The following is a 16240-nucleotide window of genomic DNA, read 5'->3' on the forward strand; positions in this document are numbered from 1 at the left end:
TACCTGCTTCGACGGCAGTGGACACAGGGTTGCTGGTAAAGTTCCCGGTGGTCTGGTATTGCATGCGCTAAAGTCGCACAATAGCCAACCAATGAATCACAGTCCAAACGATCTTATCATGCTGTTCAATGACTTGTTCCGGGAGCCATTCCGGACAATCCTGGTCAGGGGCGGCTCAGAACCCGAGTATTTGCCTGCAGACGGACCATCCGGTCTGGCAAGGGTAGTGTTCGCGCACGGATATTATGCCAGCGCTTTGCATGAAATCAGCCACTGGTGTATCGCCGGTGAGCATCGTCGCACACTTCACGATTACGGCTACTGGTACTGTCCGGATGGTCGAACCCCCGAGCAACAGCGGGCCTTTGAACGGGTTGAGATCAGGCCACAGGCCCAGGAATGGTTGTTTTCAGTGGCAGCCGGTTCCCGTTTCCATATCAGTGTGGACAACCTCTCCGGAGACGGGGCCAGCGACGAACAACAATTCCGTGCCAATGTTCACGCACAGGCCGAACGTTATCTGGCCGATGGGCTGCCGCCCCGGGGCCAGGAATTTTTTGACGCACTGAAGAGTTTTTACGGAACCGGCCAGGACTTCGACAACGCCTGGCAACGGGATGTGCAACGTGTGGTTCCTCCCAATTCGCTTTCCGACAGAGTAAGGAATACAGAGACTGTATGACATCTGACCCAAAACACACCGGCGATCTCAGGTTCAGCGACCTGAATCTGGACAAGCGTCTGCTGGACGCCATCACCGCTATCGGATTTGAGTACTGCACCCCGATCCAGGCAGAAACGCTGCCCTGGACTCTGGCCTGTGAAGACCTGATTGGTCAGGCCCAGACCGGTACCGGGAAGACGGCAGCTTTTTTGATTACCGCTATCCAGACCCTGCTCGAAACCCCGATTCCCGCGAAGGAGCGCTTTGCCTCCGAACCTCGCGTGCTGGCACTCGCGCCGACCCGGGAGTTGGCAATGCAGATTGCCAAGGACGCCGAGCAGCTCTGCCAGCACACTGGTCACAACGTGGTAACCGTCGTTGGCGGAATGAATTACGACAAGCAGCGGGACCAGTTGCAGAACGAGATCGTGGATATCCTGGTGGCTACCCCGGGCCGGCTGATTGACTTCCTGGGCTCCCAGGACGTGTTCCTGGACCAGCTGGACATCCTGATCCTCGATGAGGCCGACCGGATGCTGGACATGGGGTTCATTCCCGATGTGAAGCGCATTATCCGAAAGTGTACTCCCAAGGATGCGCGCCAGACTCTGCTGTTCAGTGCCACGTTCAACCAGGATGTGCTCAACCTGGCATCCATGTGGACCCAGAACGCCGAGTTTGTGGAAATCGAGCCCGAGCAGAAAACCGCCGAGCGGGTTGAGCAAACGGTTTACCTGCTGGGTGAAGATGAAAAGTTGCAAGTTCTGGTCAATTATCTGAAACGCCCGGAAGTGGAAAAGGCCATCGTCTTCGCCAACCGGCGCGACCAGTGCCGGGACCTCGAAGAAGATCTGAAGAACCAGGGTGTCAAAGTCTCCCTGATGTCCGGCGAAATTGCCCAGAACAAACGGCTGCGCACCCTCGACCAGTTCAAGAAAGGCAATATCCAGGTTCTGGTCGCCACCGACGTTGCCGGCCGTGGTATACACGTCAACGGCGTGACCCATGTGTTCAACTATAATCTTCCGGACAACGCCGAAGATTATGTGCACCGTATCGGCCGGACCGGTCGGGCGGGCAGTCATGGTGTCTCGGTCAGCCTGGCCGGTGAGGACGACTCGTTCACCCTCCCGGCGATTGAGAGCTATATCAAACAGAAGCTGAAGACCGAAGTCCCCGACGATACCCTGAGAGCTCCTCTGGAAAAACCCGCTATCACCCGCAAGCGTGGTGGCCGCCGCAGCGGTGGCGGTGGGCGTCCCCAGGGCGGTCGTGGCTCCCAGCGCCAGCGCAGGAATTGAAGGACGCAAAAGACCATGCTGATCGTAGCTGACGAGAATATCCCGTTACTCGACTCCTTCTTCGGGGACATGGGCGAGATTCGCCGGGTCTCCGGCCGCCATGTGACTTCTGACGACGTCCGCGATGCAGACATCCTGTTGGTCCGGTCGGTCACCCGGGTAAACCGTGATTTGCTGGAAGGCAGTCGGGTGCGTTTTGTCGGAACCGCGACGATCGGAACTGATCATGTCGACCTCCAGTGGCTGGAGGAGCAGGGCATCCGCTTTTCCGCTGCTCCGGGCTGTAACGCCAACAGCGTGGTCGAATACGTCCTGTCGGTGCTGTCACTGTATGCAGAGAGGCGTGGTCTGACTGACTGGACCGACCTGAGCGTGGGTATTGTCGGCGTTGGCAATGTCGGCGGGGAACTGGCGGCCAAGCTGGAGCGACTCGGTTTCACGATTCGCCTCTGTGATCCGCCCAGAGCCGAACGGGAGGGTGAACAGGGTCCTGAATTCGTCAGCCTGGAAGAGGCCATGGAATGCGACGTGGTCAGTCTCCACACTCCGCTGACCCGGAGCAGCCCCCACGCCACGTTCCACATGATCGGAGAGCGCGAACTCGCCGGGCTCACCTCCGACCAGCTCCTGATCAGCGCCGGCCGCGGCGAGGTGATCGATACCTCCGTCCTGAAGCAACGCCTGACTTCCGCCAACCCGCCGCTCGTCGCCCTCGATGTCTGGGAACGGGAACCGAAGATCGACCCGGAACTGGCAGACCTGGTTTGGCTGGCAACGCCCCACATCGCCGGTTACAGCCTCGAAGGCAAGGTTCAGGGCACCGAAATGATCTACAAGGCGCTCAGCTATTTCCTCGGCCTGCCGGTCCGGAAAAAGGCCGGCCAGTTCCTTCCGGAACCCGCCTTGAGCAAGGTTTCCTTCACCTCTGCAGCCGATGAGGATCAGGCCATCAAAACCGCCCTCAGGGCCTGTTACGACCCAAGGCAGGACGATGCCCGCCTGCGCCTGGCAATGAACGGTAGCGCCGATGAAAGAGGTGCGGCGTTCGACCGCCTGCGCCGGGATTATCCGGTGCGAAGAGAATGTTCGAGCCTGAAAGTCCAACTGAAAGGGACCAGTAAATCCCTGCAGGACAGTTTCCGAGCCATCGGTTTCAAGCTGAAAATCTAGCTAGTGCCACGGAGTCCGAGGGTATTTGAAAAGTAGCTCCGCCGGTGGGAGGGCCTGTCCGAAACTGTGCGGAGCCATGGATGGCGGAGCTCAAGCGTCACATGGGTGAGGCCGAGCGCTTATGAAGCGAAGCTTCATGCGACAGCCGAACGACTGCAATCTATGATTGCAGGCTGGCCCCCGGAGGGGTGCCGCAAGGAGCGTGTTTCGGACAGGCCCTCCCACCGGCGGAGCGGGCGACACACTCCCTCTCAGGCGTTATTTCAGTTCAGCTTCCTGCAATGCCCGAATCCGATCTTCCAACGGGGGATGGGTCATAAACAAGGCACTCAGCCCCGCCCGCGCGCCGCGGTTGATACCGAACGCCTGCAGTGAATCCGGCATCTGATCCGGCACTTCACTTTCCTGCTTCAACCTCGCCAGAGCGTTAATCATCGCCGAACGGCCTGCCAGCTGGGCGCCGGCAATATCCGCCCGATACTCCCGACGACGGGAGAACCAGAACACAATCGTGCTGGCCAGGATGCCGAGCACGATTTCAGCCACGATGCTGACCACAAAGAAACCGATACCGTGGCCCTGCTCATTCTTGAACACCACCCGGTCCACAAACGAGCCGATCACCCGTGACGCGAAGATTACGAACGTGTTCACCACACCCTGAATCAGGGCCAGTGTCACCATGTCGCCATTGGCCACGTGGCCGATTTCGTGCCCAAGAACAGCCCGGATCTCGTCCTTGTTGAAGCGGTGCAGCAGACCTTCGCTGACAGCAACCAGCGCGTCATTCTTGTTCCAGCCGGTGGCGAACGCGTTGGATTGTGATGCCGGGAAAATGGCCACCTCAGGCATCTTGATGCCGGCATTGCGGGCCAGTTCCGCCACCGTATCGACCAGCCAGCGCTCGGCCGGAGTCCGCGGTGATTCGATCACCTGGGCCCGGGTGCTCCACTTGGCCATGGGCTTGGAGATGAACAGCGAGATCAGGGCGCCGGCAAAGCCGAACACCGCGGCAAAGGCCAGCAACGAGCCGTACTCGATGCCTTGCTGGCTCAGGTAACTGTCGACACCCAGCAGGCGCAGGGTAAAGCTTGCAACCACAATGACCGCAAGGTTGGTCGCCAGAAACAGCAGTATGCGCATGTTAATTCCTTGAAAGTTCAGTCAAAGACACAAATCACCCATCTGACCGGAATATGCGGCCCGGGTTCTCGGCTTCAAGAGTATTACCGCGATTTAATGATGGCTACTGTCGGCGAAAAACGTCGCTTGCACCACCTGGCTGATACGCGCGGAGTTGCCGGTCTTCAGGGCTTGGCGAATCAGGTGGATATGGGTAGAGAGGTCGCGTTGGACCGACCGGGGCAGGTTCTCGGTCTCGTCCGTCTGGACGCCGGCTGCGTCGGCCAGGGCCTGGGATGCCGGGGCGCTGAGACGGATGAAGGCGTTGCGGGTCAGAACGGCCTGGTCAAGGGCTTCCTGGCGGATGGTGTCCACATAGCGTAACAGCCCTTCTTCCTCGAGCCAGAGCAGGGCGCCGAAACAGGCCATGTGCCGCTTGCTGTGGAGGCCGAATTCGTCCGGCTCGTCGGGTCCTGCAATATCCTCCACAAACAGGTTTACCCGGCGCGGGAAGACGCCGTAGAGCTGGACCAGAGCGATGGCAACGTCCTTGTAGAATTCCTCGACATGAATATCCGCCATAATGTGACCGTTACTGCTGATATTTGCTCAGGAAATTGCCGAGGCGGCCCATCGCGTCCTCGAGCGTATCCTCCCGTGGCAGGAAAACCACGCGCAGATGCTGTTTGTCATCAATGTTGAAGGCAGAACCCTGGACCAGCAGGATCTTTTCCTGAAGCAGCAGATCCAGTACCAGTTTCTCGTCATTGACGATGGGAAACTTCTTCGGATCGAGCTTCGGAAAAAGGTAAAGAGCCCCCTCGGGTTTCACGCAGCTGACCCCGGGAATATCGTTCAGCATCCGCCACGCGGTCTCGCGCTGTTCGAACAGGCGCCCGCCCGGCGCCACCAGGTCGTCGATGGACTGGTAACCGCCCAGGGCCGTCTGGATGGCGAGTTGGGCGGGCACATTGGCGCACAGGCGCATGTTGGAGAGCATCTCGATGCCCTCCACCAGATCTCGGGCGCGGTGCTTGGCACCACTGATGATCATCCAGCCGGAGCGATAACCGGCCGCCCGGTAATTCTTGGACAGGCCGTTATAGGTGAAGAACAGGACGTCATCGGCCAGAGAGGCAGTGGAAACGTGCCGGGTCCCGTCGTAGAGGATCTTGTCGTAGATCTCATCCGACAGGACTATCAGGTTATGTTTGCGTGCCAGTTCGATGACCTGTTCCAGCAATTCCGTCGAATAGACTGCACCGGTCGGGTTGTTGGGATTTATCAGCACGATGGCCCGGGTGCGGCGGGTAATTTTCTTGCGGATATCGTCTATGTCCGGGAACCAGTTCTGCTCCTCGTCACAGCGATAGTGTACCGGCTTGCCGCTGGATAGAGTGACGGCTGCGGTCCAGAGCGGATAATCGGGAGCCGGAATAAGCACTTCGTCACCGGTGTTGAGCATCGCCTGCATGGACATCACGATCAGCTCGCTGACGCCATTGCCCAGGTAGATGTCGTCGATGTCCACTTTGTCGATGCCCCGCTGCTGGCAATAATGCATGACTGCCTTGCGGGCAGAGAACAGCCCCTTGGACTCGACGTAGCCCTGGGCCTGGTGCATGTTGTAAATCACGTCCTGCTGGATTTCTTCCGGCACATCCAGCTCGAAGGCGGCCGGGTTGCCGATATTGAGCTTGAGGACCCGGTGACCTTCCTCCTCCAGCCGACGCGCCTCGCGCAGAACCACTCCACGAATTTCGTAACAGACGTTATCGAGCTTGGCGGACTTGTAGTAGTTCTGCATGGATTCGGGTTCCTTGAAAGGTAATACGGTTACGCAGCCATCCATTTGGTGGCAGGCTTTATTCTAGCGGAGCGAGGGCAGGCTACAACAGGGGAATTATGACGAATTGTGGCGGATTTAGGGGGTAAACCTCAGGCGGGTTCCCGGTTTTGTGACCAAGTGGCCTGTTAGGGCATGGCTTTCCGATATATATTTTGCACAATTAGATTGTGCAAAATATAAAAGGAGTGATTTATGGCGCAGTCAAGTCTCTACGATTTCAAGGTTCGCGATATCAAGGGTAACGAACAGGGCATGGATGCCTATCGCGGCAAGGTGCTGCTGATCGTGAACACGGCCAGCAAGTGCGGCTTTACCCCTCAGTTCGAGGGCTTGCAGCAGCTCTACAAGGATCTGAATGAAAAGGGGCTGGAGGTGCTCGGTTTTCCGTGCAACCAGTTCATGAACCAGGATCCCGGCACCGACGATGCGATCAGCCAGTTCTGCAGTCTGAATTATGGTGTGGATTTCCCCATGTTTGCCAAGATCGAGGTGAACGGGGAGGGCACCCACCCGCTATACAAGTTCCTTAAAAAGGAGGCTCGGGGGCTGATGGGGTCGGAAAAGGTAAAATGGAATTTCACCAAGTTCCTGGTCGATCGCAGTGGTCGCGTTGTTCGTCGGTACCCGCCCACCGCCAAGCCGGAATCGATCCGGGCGGACATTGAAGAGCTACTCTGAAGGCTATGGATAGCGATCAGGCGCTGGCGCTGGACAACCAGATCTGCTTTGCCCTCTATGCGGCAAACCGTGCGGTCACCGCACTGTACCGCCCGTTGCTCAGGGAGCTTGCGCTTACCTATCCCCAGTATCTCGTCATGCTCGTGTTGTGGGAGCGAGAGTATGAGGGGCGGGTAACCCATGTGTCGGATCTCGGGCGCCGGTTGCGACTGGATTCAGGAACGCTCACGCCCCTGCTCAAACGCCTGTCGGAGCGCGGTTTGCTCCACCGCGAGAGGGATCCGGAGGATGAGCGATCCGTGGTGGTTGCGCTTACGCCTGAGGGGCAGGGGCTGAGAAAGCGGGCCGCTAACGTGCCTGGCAGGTTGCTGTGCAGTATCGACCTGCCACCGGGACGGCTGACGGCAATCAGGGATGAGCTCAAGTCAGTGCTTGAGACGATCGAGCATCAGGTCGGGACCAGCGACTGATCGTGCTGCGGAGCTCATCCCGGTTATAGGGCTTGGTGATATAGTCGTTCATGCCCGCGGCAATGCAATCGTCGCGGTCGCCTTGCATGACATTGGCTGTTACCGCAATCACGGGCAAGTCCTGCCATTCAGGGTTCTCCCGTATCTTTCGGGTAGCCTCGTAACCGTCCATGACCGGCATCTGGCAATCCATAAGGACCAGGTCATAGTCGGAATGTTTCAGTGCCTCCAGCGCTCGTTTTCCGTTCTCCGCGTGGTCTACACGGTGCCCCAGCTTTTTCAGCAGGCTGCTGGCGACGAGCTGGTTTACCTGGTTGTCTTCCACGAGCAAGATAGACAGTGGTCGGGTGGTGCCGACCGGCTGTTCCTTCTTCAGTTCTTTCGTTTTGTCCGCTGGCATCAGGCCTGCGGCCCTGCACAGGCATCGGTACAGTTCGTCCCTTTTTACCGGCAGCGATAGCACCTGATGACCTGTCTGTGCATTTACACTGTTGCCTCTGGCGTCGGCGAGGATGACACCTTCGCCGGGCCAGGCATCTGCAAACGCTATGGCTTCCGTGTCACCCGCGTCAATTGCAGACAACAGGATACCCTCGGGGTGTCGGCTTGCCCCCCTCACCGGGATTCCCCAGGCTCGCAACTGGCTCTCCAGTGCCAGACGGTGTGGATGCGCCGGCGGCACCGCAAGTGCAACGCCAATCTGTTTCAGTTTCTCGGGAATTAGCTGAGCCCCGGCTGCCGGCGCCGGTTCCTCGTGCACGGGCAGGGGCAGGGTGACGGTAAAGTGGGTGCCGTTACCTTCCCGGGAGTCCACCATAATCTGCCCGTGCATACGCTCCACCAGTTGACGGCACAGGGTCAGGCCGAGCCCCGTGCCCCCGTAGAGCCGTGTCGTATCGCTATCCGCCTGGGAGAAGGGGGAGAAAATCCGGTGTAACCCCTCACGGGACATGCCAATGCCGGTGTCGATGATTTCCAGCCGCATGCTCCCGCCCGAATGGGTGGCCTTGATTTTTACGTGGCCGGCATCGGTGAACTTGATCGCGTTGCTGATCAGGTTGTTGAGAATCTGCCGTGTCCGGGTAGGGTCACCCAGAAAGGTTTCCGGCAGGTCGGGATCAATCTCGGTGACCAGATCGATACCCTTGGAGCGGGCCTGCTGCGAATGCAGTGTGGCGCATTCCTCGATCAGGAGGCGCATGCTGAAGGGTATGTTTTCAAGGCTGAGCTTCCCGGCTTCGACTTTGGAAATATCCAGGATGTCATTGAGCAGTCCCAGAAGGCTCTGCCCCGCATTCAGGGCGATTTCCAGGCGGTTGCGCTGAACCGGATCCAGTTCGCCTTCAAGTGCCACGCCGAGCATGCCAAGGACGCCGTTGAGTGGGGTACGTATCTCGTGGCTCATGCTGGCGAGAAAGTTGGCCCGGGATCGGGCTCTGCGGACAGCATCTTCCTTGGCCCGGACCAGTGCCCGGTTGCCCCGCTGCAATGCCTCATTCTTATCCGAAATTTCCCGAGTCCGGTCAGCGACTTCCTGCTCAAGCTGACTGGAGTAGTTCTTGATAGCGCTTTCCGCATTCCGGAGTTGTTCCAGGCTGGAGTCAATGGTTTCCAGATGCTGATTGATAATGCCGACCATGGTGCCTATCTCGTCCTGCTCGTGCCGTGCGGGCACGGGCAGCCGGATTTTTTCGGGAGAATCGGCGGAAACCCGGCTGAGCGCACCGATGACGTTCATCATGGGGCGGGTAAGTACCAGATAAAAAATTGCCAGGAGGGCGCCGGACAGAGCCAGACTTTTCAGCAGGCCGCTAAACAACGTGTAGGCAGCTCGCTTGAGGAACTGAGATCCGTAATGAAAGGTATCTATGGTGACAGCCAGTCTGCCCAGGGGCAGGTTCGCCAGTTGCCTGACCTCAAGTTCCGAACTGAACGAACGACTGTCTCCGAACAGGAGATCGCTGAGCCAGCGGTAGGGCGAAACCGGGCTGCTCTGGCTGGCCGCAGCCATGGTATGGCCCTCGTTGTCGATAATCCGGGCATCAATGGTTGCGGGGTGGCGAAGCAGGCCATCGAGGAGTTCCTCCGCGAGGCGGACATCGATGTTGTAGGCTATCTGGGAGGCCGGGCTGTGGCTGATTTCGATCAGCGCATTAACTTCGGCTTCCATGGAATCACGGGCACTGAAATAGTCGAGGGTGATCTGTACCAGATTCAGTATCAGCCCCAGCGCCATCGCTACCAGAATAGTGTCTCGGGTCAGTCTGTAGGAAAGACGCTTTTTGAAAGTATTGGTCACGGGTAGTTGCTATTCCTGATCCCGGCAGGTTGAACGTTCGAGCTTAACGAGTGGGTCGCGGTCTGCTGATAGTAATCAACACCCGAGGGGAAGAGTAGCAGAAACGGTGGATGGAATCCGTGTAAAGGGGGCAGGTGGGTAAGTAATATTGATTTTGTGAATTTAATCTAGTGATTGTATTATTGTTATGAATGTGGTGGTTGGCTCGCTGCCGGCCCAGCGTGTCTTTTTCGGAATCAACGCCCGGAGTATCCGATGGATCTTTCCCGTGTCGACCTCAATCTGCTGGTGTACCTGGATGTTTTGCTGCGGGAGCGCAACGTTACCAAGGCCGCGAACCATCTCGGAATTACCCAGCCTGCCATGAGCAATGGTCTTCGTCGACTGCGGGACCTGTTTGCCGATCCGCTGCTGGTAAGAACCAGCGAAGGTATGACAGCAACCGAGCGTGCGAGGGAGCTACAGCCGCTGGTCCGGGGTATCCTGTCCGATATCGAGCAGGCGGTACAGGAGAAAACCCCGTTTTCCGCGATGGAAAGCCATCGCGTGTTCCGCATCATGGCCAGTGATTATGCGGAGTCCTGCCTCATGCCGCGTGTGCTTCGCCGGATCCGCCAGGAGGCGCCCAATGTCACCCTGGATGTCCTGACACCCAGCGATGTCAGCTTCCTTGACGTGGAGCAGGGACGGCTCGATATGGCGATCAACCGTTTCGACAAGATTCCCCAGTCCTTTCACCAGAAAACACTCTGGACCGAGTACTTTGCCTGCCTGATGAACGCCCGGAACCCGATCCTCAAGGAGCCGTTCACTCTGGATACCTATCTGGATGCAAGCCACATCTGGGTCAGCAAGACCGGGTTCGGTGTTGGTGTGGGGGTCAATCCGAAAGACGTCCAGCGCCTGGGCTGGGTCGACGAAGCGTTGGGGCGGATGGGGGCCAAGCGTCAGATATCCGTATTCACCCGCCACTACCAGGTGGCGATGCTGCTGGCCGAGCAGCACGACCTGATCGCGACCCTGCCGTCAAGGGCGGCCTGGCTGCAGAAGGATAATGCGAATCTGGTGGTCAAGGTGCCACCCTTCGAGATACCGCCGTTCGAGCTGAAGATGGCATGGAGTCCGTTGCTCCAGCACAACACCGACCACCAGTGGTTGAGAAAGCTCATCGCTGAGGTAGCCGAGGAAGTGGATACGGAGTTTGCGCCCTTCGGTGCCCGTTTCGAGTCTGCTGATCCCGCGCCGGTCCGGCACTCAGAGCGGTAGCTGGCGGAGTTCCAGTGAGCTGCGCCCGCAGTCCCACATCCGCTGGAAAGTTTCCGCCAGCAGCTTTACCCGGCCACTGTCGGAAAAGTTGCAGAAACCGTCGGGTTTGTAGAAGTCGTGGCGGTACAGTACCCCCTCCCGATCGATCAGCATGAACGGCTGATCTGCCACCGGGTAGTCCTCGTTCACCAGCCGGAGCTCCATGCGACTGGGTAATCGGCGCATCAGCTCCACCAGCTGGTGCCGACGTTTGACCAGGGGCTTGTCATCGTGGATCAGCAGCCGGACTTCGCTGAGCCGGTGGCGACGGGCGAGCGCGGAGATCAGCTCCCGGAACCGTAAACGGTCGTACAGGTCGTGTTCCAGCAGTCGGTCATACAGCCAGATTCGCTGCCCGGCCTGGCCTGCCAGGGAATCCATCAGGGCCAGCATGCGGGTCTCGGTGGAAAACAGCCAGCTTTTCCGGTCTTGCTCCAGCAGCAGAGGGTAGTCGCGTTCCTCAAGTTCGGCTACGGCCAGCTCTGGCGCGAGGCATCGCATGTCGTAGTGGGGAATACCTGCATCGTCGTAGACGTCCGAGCACACATGAAAACCCGAGCGTTCATAAAAAGGAATGGCATGCTCCTGTGCCGATAGCCGGATTTCGTCATACTGATCCGCGGCTTCGGCCAGCAGGTGCCGGAGCAAGGCCTCTCCGATACCTTGCCCCCGATGTTCCGGCAGGACTGCCATGCGGCCGATGTGGGCCGTTTCATCAAGGCTGGAGAACAGCCGGGCCACGCCTACCGGTGTGTTGTCAGGCAGTACTGCCAGGAAGTGATCTGCTATCTCGTCAGTGTCGTCCCACTCCAGCGCTGGTGGTACCTGCTGTTCCTCGATGAACACGCGCTGTCGGATGTCCCGGATGTGGCCCGGAGCGAGCTGCCAGCTGTATTTGCGAATCCGGACAGTCATGACACTCCTATTCGAAATAGACCGAACCCTGGTTGTACAGAGTCGTCAGCAGTCCGAGCAGGGCCGGGTCGGAAGCAAATCCGGAGAGTGCAGACATATCGACCCGCGCTGCCGCGCAAAGCAGCGGAGCCAGCGGGCGGGCATCACCTTTGAGGAGGTATTGCTCACCATCCACAAACAGGGCGGTATCATTGCCGAGTTCATAGAAGGCGAACCTGGAACCTTCGTTCCAGCGAAGTTGCTCGCCGGCGCCAATCGCTTCTGCCAGGTCCTCCTCGGAGGCGGGCTCGTCCGCGGGCACCACGATATCGAGACTCTTCGGTGCGGTGGCATACTGGCCAAACCAGAGGGCAAGCTGGCGCCGATCGCCGATCTTCTCCTGGACGATGCCATTGAGGCGGTCAATGACTTCGGGGGCTATGGTGCCGGGATTGCCCTGGACCTTGAGGTCGGGATCGTTGATATGCTCGGCGGCGTCTGACTGGCTGCACAGGAAGTCGGTAAAACCGGTCAGGACATCATCGACGGTGGGCGCCCGGAATCCCACTGACAGGGTAATGCAGTCGTCCTCGGCAATGCCGTGATGACCGATGCCCGGTGGAAGATAGAGCATATCGCCCGGAGCCAGCGTGACGGTTTCCTCTCCGCTCCAGCTGCTCAGGATCCGCAGGGGTGTGCCTTCGACTCTGGGCGAGGTATGGTCGCAATGGCCGCCGAAGGTCCAGCGGCGATGGCCCTGGGCTTGAAGCAGGAACACATCGTACTGATCGTAATGGGGGCCGACGCTGCCGCCTTTCGGCGCATAGCTGGCCATGATGTCGTCCAGCCGCCAGTTGGGAATGAACCGGAAGTGTTCGAGCAGATCGGCAATTTCCGGCACCCAGTGATCCAGCCCCTGCACCAGCAGCGTCCAGTCCTGTTCCGGGAGGTCGCTGAAGCGGTCCGGGGTGAAGGGCCCGTTGTGCAGCTGCCAGGGCTTGCCCTTGTCATTCTCGATGACGATTCGGGATTCGACGCCCTGCTCGCAGGCCAGTCCGGCCAGCTCGTCAGGACTGACCGGGCACTGGAAGCCGGGGAACGCCTGGCGGATCACCAAGGGTTTTTTCTGCCAGTGGTCCCGCAGAAATTCGGAAGGTGTCAGTCCGCCAAGCATATCCATGGTGTGCTCCCGCTATCAGATGTTGCGCGCCTGCTCGATGGCATTACCAATGTAGTTGCCCGGTGTGAGGGCCATCAACTCTGCCTTGGCAGCGTCCGGAATGTCGAGGGTTTCCACGAAATTCTTGATCACTTCGGGAGTCATTGCCTTGCCCCGGGTCAAAGCCTTGAGCTTTTCATAGGGCTTTTCGATATTGTAGCGGCGCATGACAGTCTGGATCGGCTCGGCCAGGACTTCCCAGGCGTGGTCCAGGTCCTCGTCCAGGCGCGTCGGGTTGATTTCCAGTTTGCCCAGGCCCTTGAGGGTCGCTTCGTAGGCAATGAGGCTATGGGCGAAGCCAACGCCCAGGTTGCGCAGAACGGTGGAATCGGTCAGATCCCGCTGCCAGCGGGAGATTGGCAGCTTGGCGGCCAGATGATCGAACAGGGCGTTGGCGATACCCAGGTTGCCCTCGGAATTCTCGAAATCGATCGGGTTGACCTTGTGCGGCATGGTGGAGGAGCCGACTTCGCCTTCCACGGTTTTCTGCTTGAAGTAACCCAGGGAAATGTAGCCCCAGACATCCCGGTCAAGATCGATCAGGATGGTGTTGAACCGGGCAATGGCGTCGTACAGCTCGGCAATGTAGTCGTGGGGTTCGATCTGGGTGGTGTACGGATTCCAGTCGAGCCCCAGGCTTTCGATGAATTCCTCGGCGTTGGCTGCCCAGTCCACCTGCGGATAGGCCGACAGATGGGCGTTGTAGTTGCCCACCGCGCCGTTGATCTTGCCCATGATCTCCACTTCGCGAATCTGCATCAACTGGCGGCGCAGGCGGTAGACCACGTTGGCCAGTTCCTTGCCTACGGTGGTGGGGGAGGCGGTCTGACCATGGGTGCGGGACAGCATGGGCTGTTCGGCATGCTCCCTCGCCAGTTCGGTCAGTTTGTCGATAACCTTTTCCATGCCCGGCAGCAGGCCGTGGTCCAGGCCTTCACGGAGCATCAGCCCGTGGGACAGATTGTTAATGTCCTCGGAGGTGCAGGCGAAGTGCACGAATTCGGTGACCGCATGCAGTTCGGGTACCCCGGCAATCTTTTCCTTGATGAAGTATTCCACGGCCTTGACGTCGTGATTCGTGGTGCGCTCGATCTCCTTGATGCGCTCTGCATCTTCGAGGCTGAATTCACTGACCAGCTTGTCGAGGAAGCTGTTCGCTTCGTCAGAAAACGCAGGCACCTCGGTGATACCGGGGTGCGCGGCCAGTTTCTGGAGCCAGCGGATTTCGACGGTTACCCGGTTACGGATCAGACCATACTCGCTGAAGATGCTGCGGAATACGCTGACTTTGCTGCCATAGCGTCCATCGACCGGGGAAATGGCGGTCAGGGCGGTGAGTTCCATCGAAAACCTCTCAAGTGATCAAAGAATCGAAACAAACTGGGAAACAGGGGTGCCAATGATACACCAGCAGGCCCGTTGAATCAGCGTTAATCCCGGCTTTGCCGTTACAGCGGCTGGCGCGCCTTCTCGGCCAGTTCCCGGGCGTGATGGATGACCTTGCGCCGGGAGAAGATCAGCTGCCAGCGGCGGCCGCCGCACTGGCGCCAGAGCACGGCCGAGCGGATGCCGGCGAGCAGGAGCGCGCGCACCTTGTCGGCATTCTCTTCCCGCTGAAGGACCGCGGGGTCGCCGGTTACCTGGATGCGCTGCCGGAAGGTGCTGATGGTGTCGGCGTAGATCGAGGCCAGGTTGCCGATCAGGTTGGCGTGGATATAGCCAAAATGGCTTGCGGTATGGCGGGCCTGATCGATGCGGCTGCCGATTACCTCCAGCATGTCGGAGCGCCGGTTCAGCTTGGACTCCAGGTGAATCAGGTTGAGCACATACTTGAGCACCTCGATATCCCGCTGTTTGCTTTGCTGGCTCATGACCGTGGAAAGGGTAACCAGTCCTTCCCGGATATCGGACAGTTCACCGCCATAGACATCCAGAGTTGAGGCCGGATCCGTGGCAAAAAGCGAACGGATGCAGGTCTCCAGGGATGCCGGGTTGCATTGTCCGTTGTGGGCAATCTGCTGCACCAGGTTGGCAGCCTGGAACACGCCGGCCAGCGCCAGAGTCTGATCATGCAGGGTGCGGCTCATGCGCTGGCTTCCTTCTGTTCGGGGGTCCGGAGGCGCAAGGGAAGGTCTTCGCCGTCACGCCAGGTCTCCTCGATCACGCCGCCACCGAGGCAAATCTCGCCGTCATAGAAGACCACGGACTGGCCGGGGGTTACTGCGCGCTGGGCATCGTCAAATACGACCTTCACGCCGCCGTCGATTACGGTCACTTCGCAGTCCTGGTCAGGCTGACGATACCGGGTCTTGGCCTTGCAGCGGAACTGTCCGGCTGGCGCCTCTCCGGCAACCCAGTCAATCGTGCCGGAGACGAGGCCCCGGGAAAAGAGCAGGGGATGATGCTTGCCCTGGACCGCAATAAGCACGTTGCGTGAAAGGTCTTTGTCAGCCACGTACCAGGGCTCATCTCCGAACTTGCTGAGCCCCCCAATACCCAGCCCCTGGCGCTGGCCGATGGTGTGATACATGAGGCCCTGATGCCGGCCGATGACCTGACCATCCGGGGTTTCAATATCACCGGGCTGGGCCGGCAGGTATTGTTTCAGGAAGTCCCGGAATTTTCTCTCGCCAATGAAGCAGATGCCGGTGGAATCTTTCTTGTCATGGGTGACAAAGCCCTGTTCTTCGGCGATTCGGCGTACTTCGGGCTTCTCCAGTTCGCCGACCGGGAACAGGGTGCGGGCGATTCGTTCGCCGGAAACCGCATGGAGAAAGTAGCTCTGGTCCTTGTTGGGATCCAGACCCTTCAGCAGCAGGGCCCGGCCGGAGTCGCCATCGAGGGGACGCTGGCGGGCGTAGTGACCGGTGGCAATGTAATCGGCACCCAGAGTGATGGCATAGTCCAGGAAGGCGCGGAACTTCACTTCCTTGTTGCACAGGATGTCCGGGTTGGGGGTGCGTCCGGCCTTGTACTCGGACAGGAAGTGTTCGAACACACGGTCCCAGTATTCCGCCGCGAAGCTCGCGGTGTGCAGCGTTATTCCAATGTCGTCGGCGACGGCCTGGGCGTCGGCCAGGTCGGTCATGGCGGTGCAATATTCGGTGCCGTCGTCCTCGTCCCAGTTCTTCATGAACAGGCCCTCGACCTGATAGCCCTGCTGTTTCAGGAGCCAGGCAGCCACGGAGGAATCGACGCCGCCGGACATGCCGACGATGACGCGGGTGGATTCCGGAGACTTGGTTTCGGGTGTTGTGTTCATGTCAGCC

General features: G+C 59.1%; 15 protein-coding genes. 6 read left to right on the plus strand and 9 right to left on the minus strand.

Going from position 1 to position 16240, the window contains the following annotated elements:
• Window positions 1–91 precede the first annotated feature (91 nt).
• The 3 genes from MD273_RS06420 to pdxB are packed head-to-tail and all read left to right on the plus strand — an operon-like array spanning window position 92 to window position 3135.
• Window positions 92–682 carry an elongation factor P hydroxylase gene (locus tag MD273_RS06420; protein ID WP_239037622.1) on the plus strand — a complete coding sequence of 197 codons (591 nt, stop codon included), beginning with the start codon at window positions 92–94 and terminating at the stop codon, window positions 680–682.
• Window positions 679–1965, plus strand: a complete 1287-nt coding sequence (locus tag MD273_RS06425; RefSeq protein WP_239036920.1) for a DEAD/DEAH box helicase — start codon at window positions 679–681, stop codon at window positions 1963–1965. Before MD273_RS06420 ends, MD273_RS06425 begins: the two co-directional genes overlap by 4 nt.
• A 15-nt stretch (window positions 1966–1980) precedes the next feature.
• Complete coding sequence (gene pdxB, locus MD273_RS06430; protein WP_239036921.1) at window positions 1981–3135, plus strand: 4-phosphoerythronate dehydrogenase PdxB; 1155 nt, start codon at window positions 1981–1983, stop codon at window positions 3133–3135.
• A 258-nt stretch (window positions 3136–3393) separates the two neighbouring features.
• Here the strand turns inward: pdxB and htpX are convergent, their stop codons facing one another.
• The 3 genes from htpX to MD273_RS06445 all read right to left on the minus strand — a co-directional run bounded on the left by htpX (window position 3394) and on the right by MD273_RS06445 (window position 6064).
• On the minus strand, window positions 3394–4278 hold the full coding sequence (gene htpX, locus MD273_RS06435; RefSeq protein WP_239036922.1) for a protease HtpX: 885 nt from the start codon (window positions 4276–4278) through the stop codon (window positions 3394–3396).
• A gap of 93 nt (window positions 4279–4371) precedes the next feature.
• The gene (locus tag MD273_RS06440) at window positions 4372–4839 is read right to left on the minus strand and encodes a hypothetical protein (RefSeq protein ID WP_239036923.1); all 468 of its coding nucleotides are present in this window, start codon (window positions 4837–4839) and stop codon (window positions 4372–4374) included.
• 10 nt (window positions 4840–4849) lie between these two features.
• The gene (locus tag MD273_RS06445) at window positions 4850–6064 is read right to left on the minus strand and encodes a pyridoxal phosphate-dependent aminotransferase (RefSeq protein WP_239036924.1); all 1215 of its coding nucleotides are present in this window, start codon (window positions 6062–6064) and stop codon (window positions 4850–4852) included.
• Between the two features lie 234 nt (window positions 6065–6298).
• Here MD273_RS06445 and MD273_RS06450 point away from each other — a divergent pair, with 234 nt between their 5' ends.
• Both MD273_RS06450 and MD273_RS06455 read left to right on the plus strand, forming a co-directional pair.
• Complete coding sequence (locus tag MD273_RS06450) at window positions 6299–6784, plus strand: glutathione peroxidase (protein ID WP_239036925.1); 486 nt, start codon at window positions 6299–6301, stop codon at window positions 6782–6784.
• Window positions 6785–6789: 5 nt separating this feature from the next.
• Window positions 6790–7254, plus strand: coding sequence for a MarR family winged helix-turn-helix transcriptional regulator (locus MD273_RS06455; protein WP_239036926.1), 465 nt, complete (start codon window positions 6790–6792; stop codon window positions 7252–7254).
• On the opposite strand, the gene MD273_RS06460 is transcribed toward MD273_RS06455, so the two are convergent.
• Window positions 7205–9490, minus strand: coding sequence for an ATP-binding protein (locus MD273_RS06460; protein ID WP_251068187.1), 2286 nt, complete (start codon window positions 9488–9490; stop codon window positions 7205–7207). The genes MD273_RS06455 and MD273_RS06460 overlap by 50 nt on opposite strands.
• A 318-nt stretch (window positions 9491–9808) precedes the next feature.
• Between MD273_RS06460 and MD273_RS06465 the strand changes: the two genes are divergently transcribed.
• Window positions 9809–10819: a LysR family transcriptional regulator gene (locus MD273_RS06465; RefSeq protein WP_239036928.1), complete on the plus strand. Its 1011-nt coding sequence runs from the start codon at window positions 9809–9811 to the stop codon at window positions 10817–10819.
• Here the strand turns inward: MD273_RS06465 and MD273_RS06470 are convergent.
• The 5 genes from MD273_RS06470 to mnmA all read right to left on the minus strand — a co-directional run bounded on the left by MD273_RS06470 (window position 10808) and on the right by mnmA (window position 16233).
• Window positions 10808–11773: a GNAT family N-acetyltransferase gene (locus tag MD273_RS06470; protein ID WP_239036929.1), complete on the minus strand. Its 966-nt coding sequence runs from the start codon at window positions 11771–11773 to the stop codon at window positions 10808–10810. The genes MD273_RS06465 and MD273_RS06470 overlap by 12 nt on opposite strands.
• A 7-nt stretch (window positions 11774–11780) precedes the next feature.
• A complete protein-coding gene (locus MD273_RS06475) occupies window positions 11781–12932 on the minus strand; it encodes a cupin domain-containing protein (RefSeq protein WP_239036930.1) in 1152 nt (383 codons plus the stop codon).
• Window positions 12933–12947: 15 nt separating this feature from the next.
• On the minus strand, window positions 12948–14315 hold the full coding sequence (gene purB / locus MD273_RS06480; RefSeq protein WP_239036931.1) for an adenylosuccinate lyase: 1368 nt from the start codon (window positions 14313–14315) through the stop codon (window positions 12948–12950).
• Between the two features lie 104 nt (window positions 14316–14419).
• A complete protein-coding gene (hflD, locus tag MD273_RS06485) occupies window positions 14420–15058 on the minus strand; it encodes a high frequency lysogenization protein HflD (protein WP_239036932.1) in 639 nt (212 codons plus the stop codon).
• Complete coding sequence (mnmA, locus tag MD273_RS06490) at window positions 15055–16233, minus strand: tRNA 2-thiouridine(34) synthase MnmA (RefSeq protein ID WP_239036933.1); 1179 nt, start codon at window positions 16231–16233, stop codon at window positions 15055–15057. The genes hflD and mnmA overlap by 4 nt, the downstream gene beginning before the upstream one ends.
• Between the last annotated feature and the right edge of the window lie 7 nt (window positions 16234–16240).

Origin of the sequence: Marinobacter sp. C7 (genome assembly GCF_022343555.1) — a bacterium.
In the GTDB taxonomy this organism is placed as follows: Bacteria; Pseudomonadota; Gammaproteobacteria; order Pseudomonadales; family Oleiphilaceae; genus Marinobacter.

What these genes read in the sequence shown, in the direction of transcription:
- MD273_RS06470 (WP_239036929.1), bottom strand. Translation starts at nt 11,773, where the DNA reads ATGACTGTCCGGATTCGCAAATACAGCTGGCAGCTCGCTCCGGGCCAC.
- MD273_RS06465 (WP_239036928.1), top strand. Translation starts at nt 9,809, where the DNA reads ATGGATCTTTCCCGTGTCGACCTCAATCTGCTGGTGTACCTGGATGTT.
- MD273_RS06455 (WP_239036926.1), top strand. Translation starts at nt 6,790, where the DNA reads ATGGATAGCGATCAGGCGCTGGCGCTGGACAACCAGATCTGCTTTGCC.
- htpX (WP_239036922.1), bottom strand. Translation starts at nt 4,278, where the DNA reads ATGCGCATACTGCTGTTTCTGGCGACCAACCTTGCGGTCATTGTGGTT.
- MD273_RS06425 (WP_239036920.1), top strand. Translation starts at nt 679, where the DNA reads ATGACATCTGACCCAAAACACACCGGCGATCTCAGGTTCAGCGACCTG.
- purB (WP_239036931.1), bottom strand. Translation starts at nt 14,315, where the DNA reads ATGGAACTCACCGCCCTGACCGCCATTTCCCCGGTCGATGGACGCTAT.
- mnmA (WP_239036933.1), bottom strand. Translation starts at nt 16,233, where the DNA reads ATGAACACAACACCCGAAACCAAGTCTCCGGAATCCACCCGCGTCATC.
- MD273_RS06450 (WP_239036925.1), top strand. Translation starts at nt 6,299, where the DNA reads ATGGCGCAGTCAAGTCTCTACGATTTCAAGGTTCGCGATATCAAGGGT.
- MD273_RS06460 (WP_251068187.1), bottom strand. Translation starts at nt 9,490, where the DNA reads ATGGCGCTGGGGCTGATACTGAATCTGGTACAGATCACCCTCGACTAT.
- MD273_RS06440 (WP_239036923.1), bottom strand. Translation starts at nt 4,839, where the DNA reads ATGGCGGATATTCATGTCGAGGAATTCTACAAGGACGTTGCCATCGCT.
- pdxB (WP_239036921.1), top strand. Translation starts at nt 1,981, where the DNA reads ATGCTGATCGTAGCTGACGAGAATATCCCGTTACTCGACTCCTTCTTC.
- MD273_RS06445 (WP_239036924.1), bottom strand. Translation starts at nt 6,064, where the DNA reads ATGCAGAACTACTACAAGTCCGCCAAGCTCGATAACGTCTGTTACGAA.
- MD273_RS06420 (WP_239037622.1), top strand. Translation starts at nt 92, where the DNA reads ATGAATCACAGTCCAAACGATCTTATCATGCTGTTCAATGACTTGTTC.
- MD273_RS06475 (WP_239036930.1), bottom strand. Translation starts at nt 12,932, where the DNA reads ATGGATATGCTTGGCGGACTGACACCTTCCGAATTTCTGCGGGACCAC.
- hflD (WP_239036932.1), bottom strand. Translation starts at nt 15,058, where the DNA reads ATGAGCCGCACCCTGCATGATCAGACTCTGGCGCTGGCCGGCGTGTTC.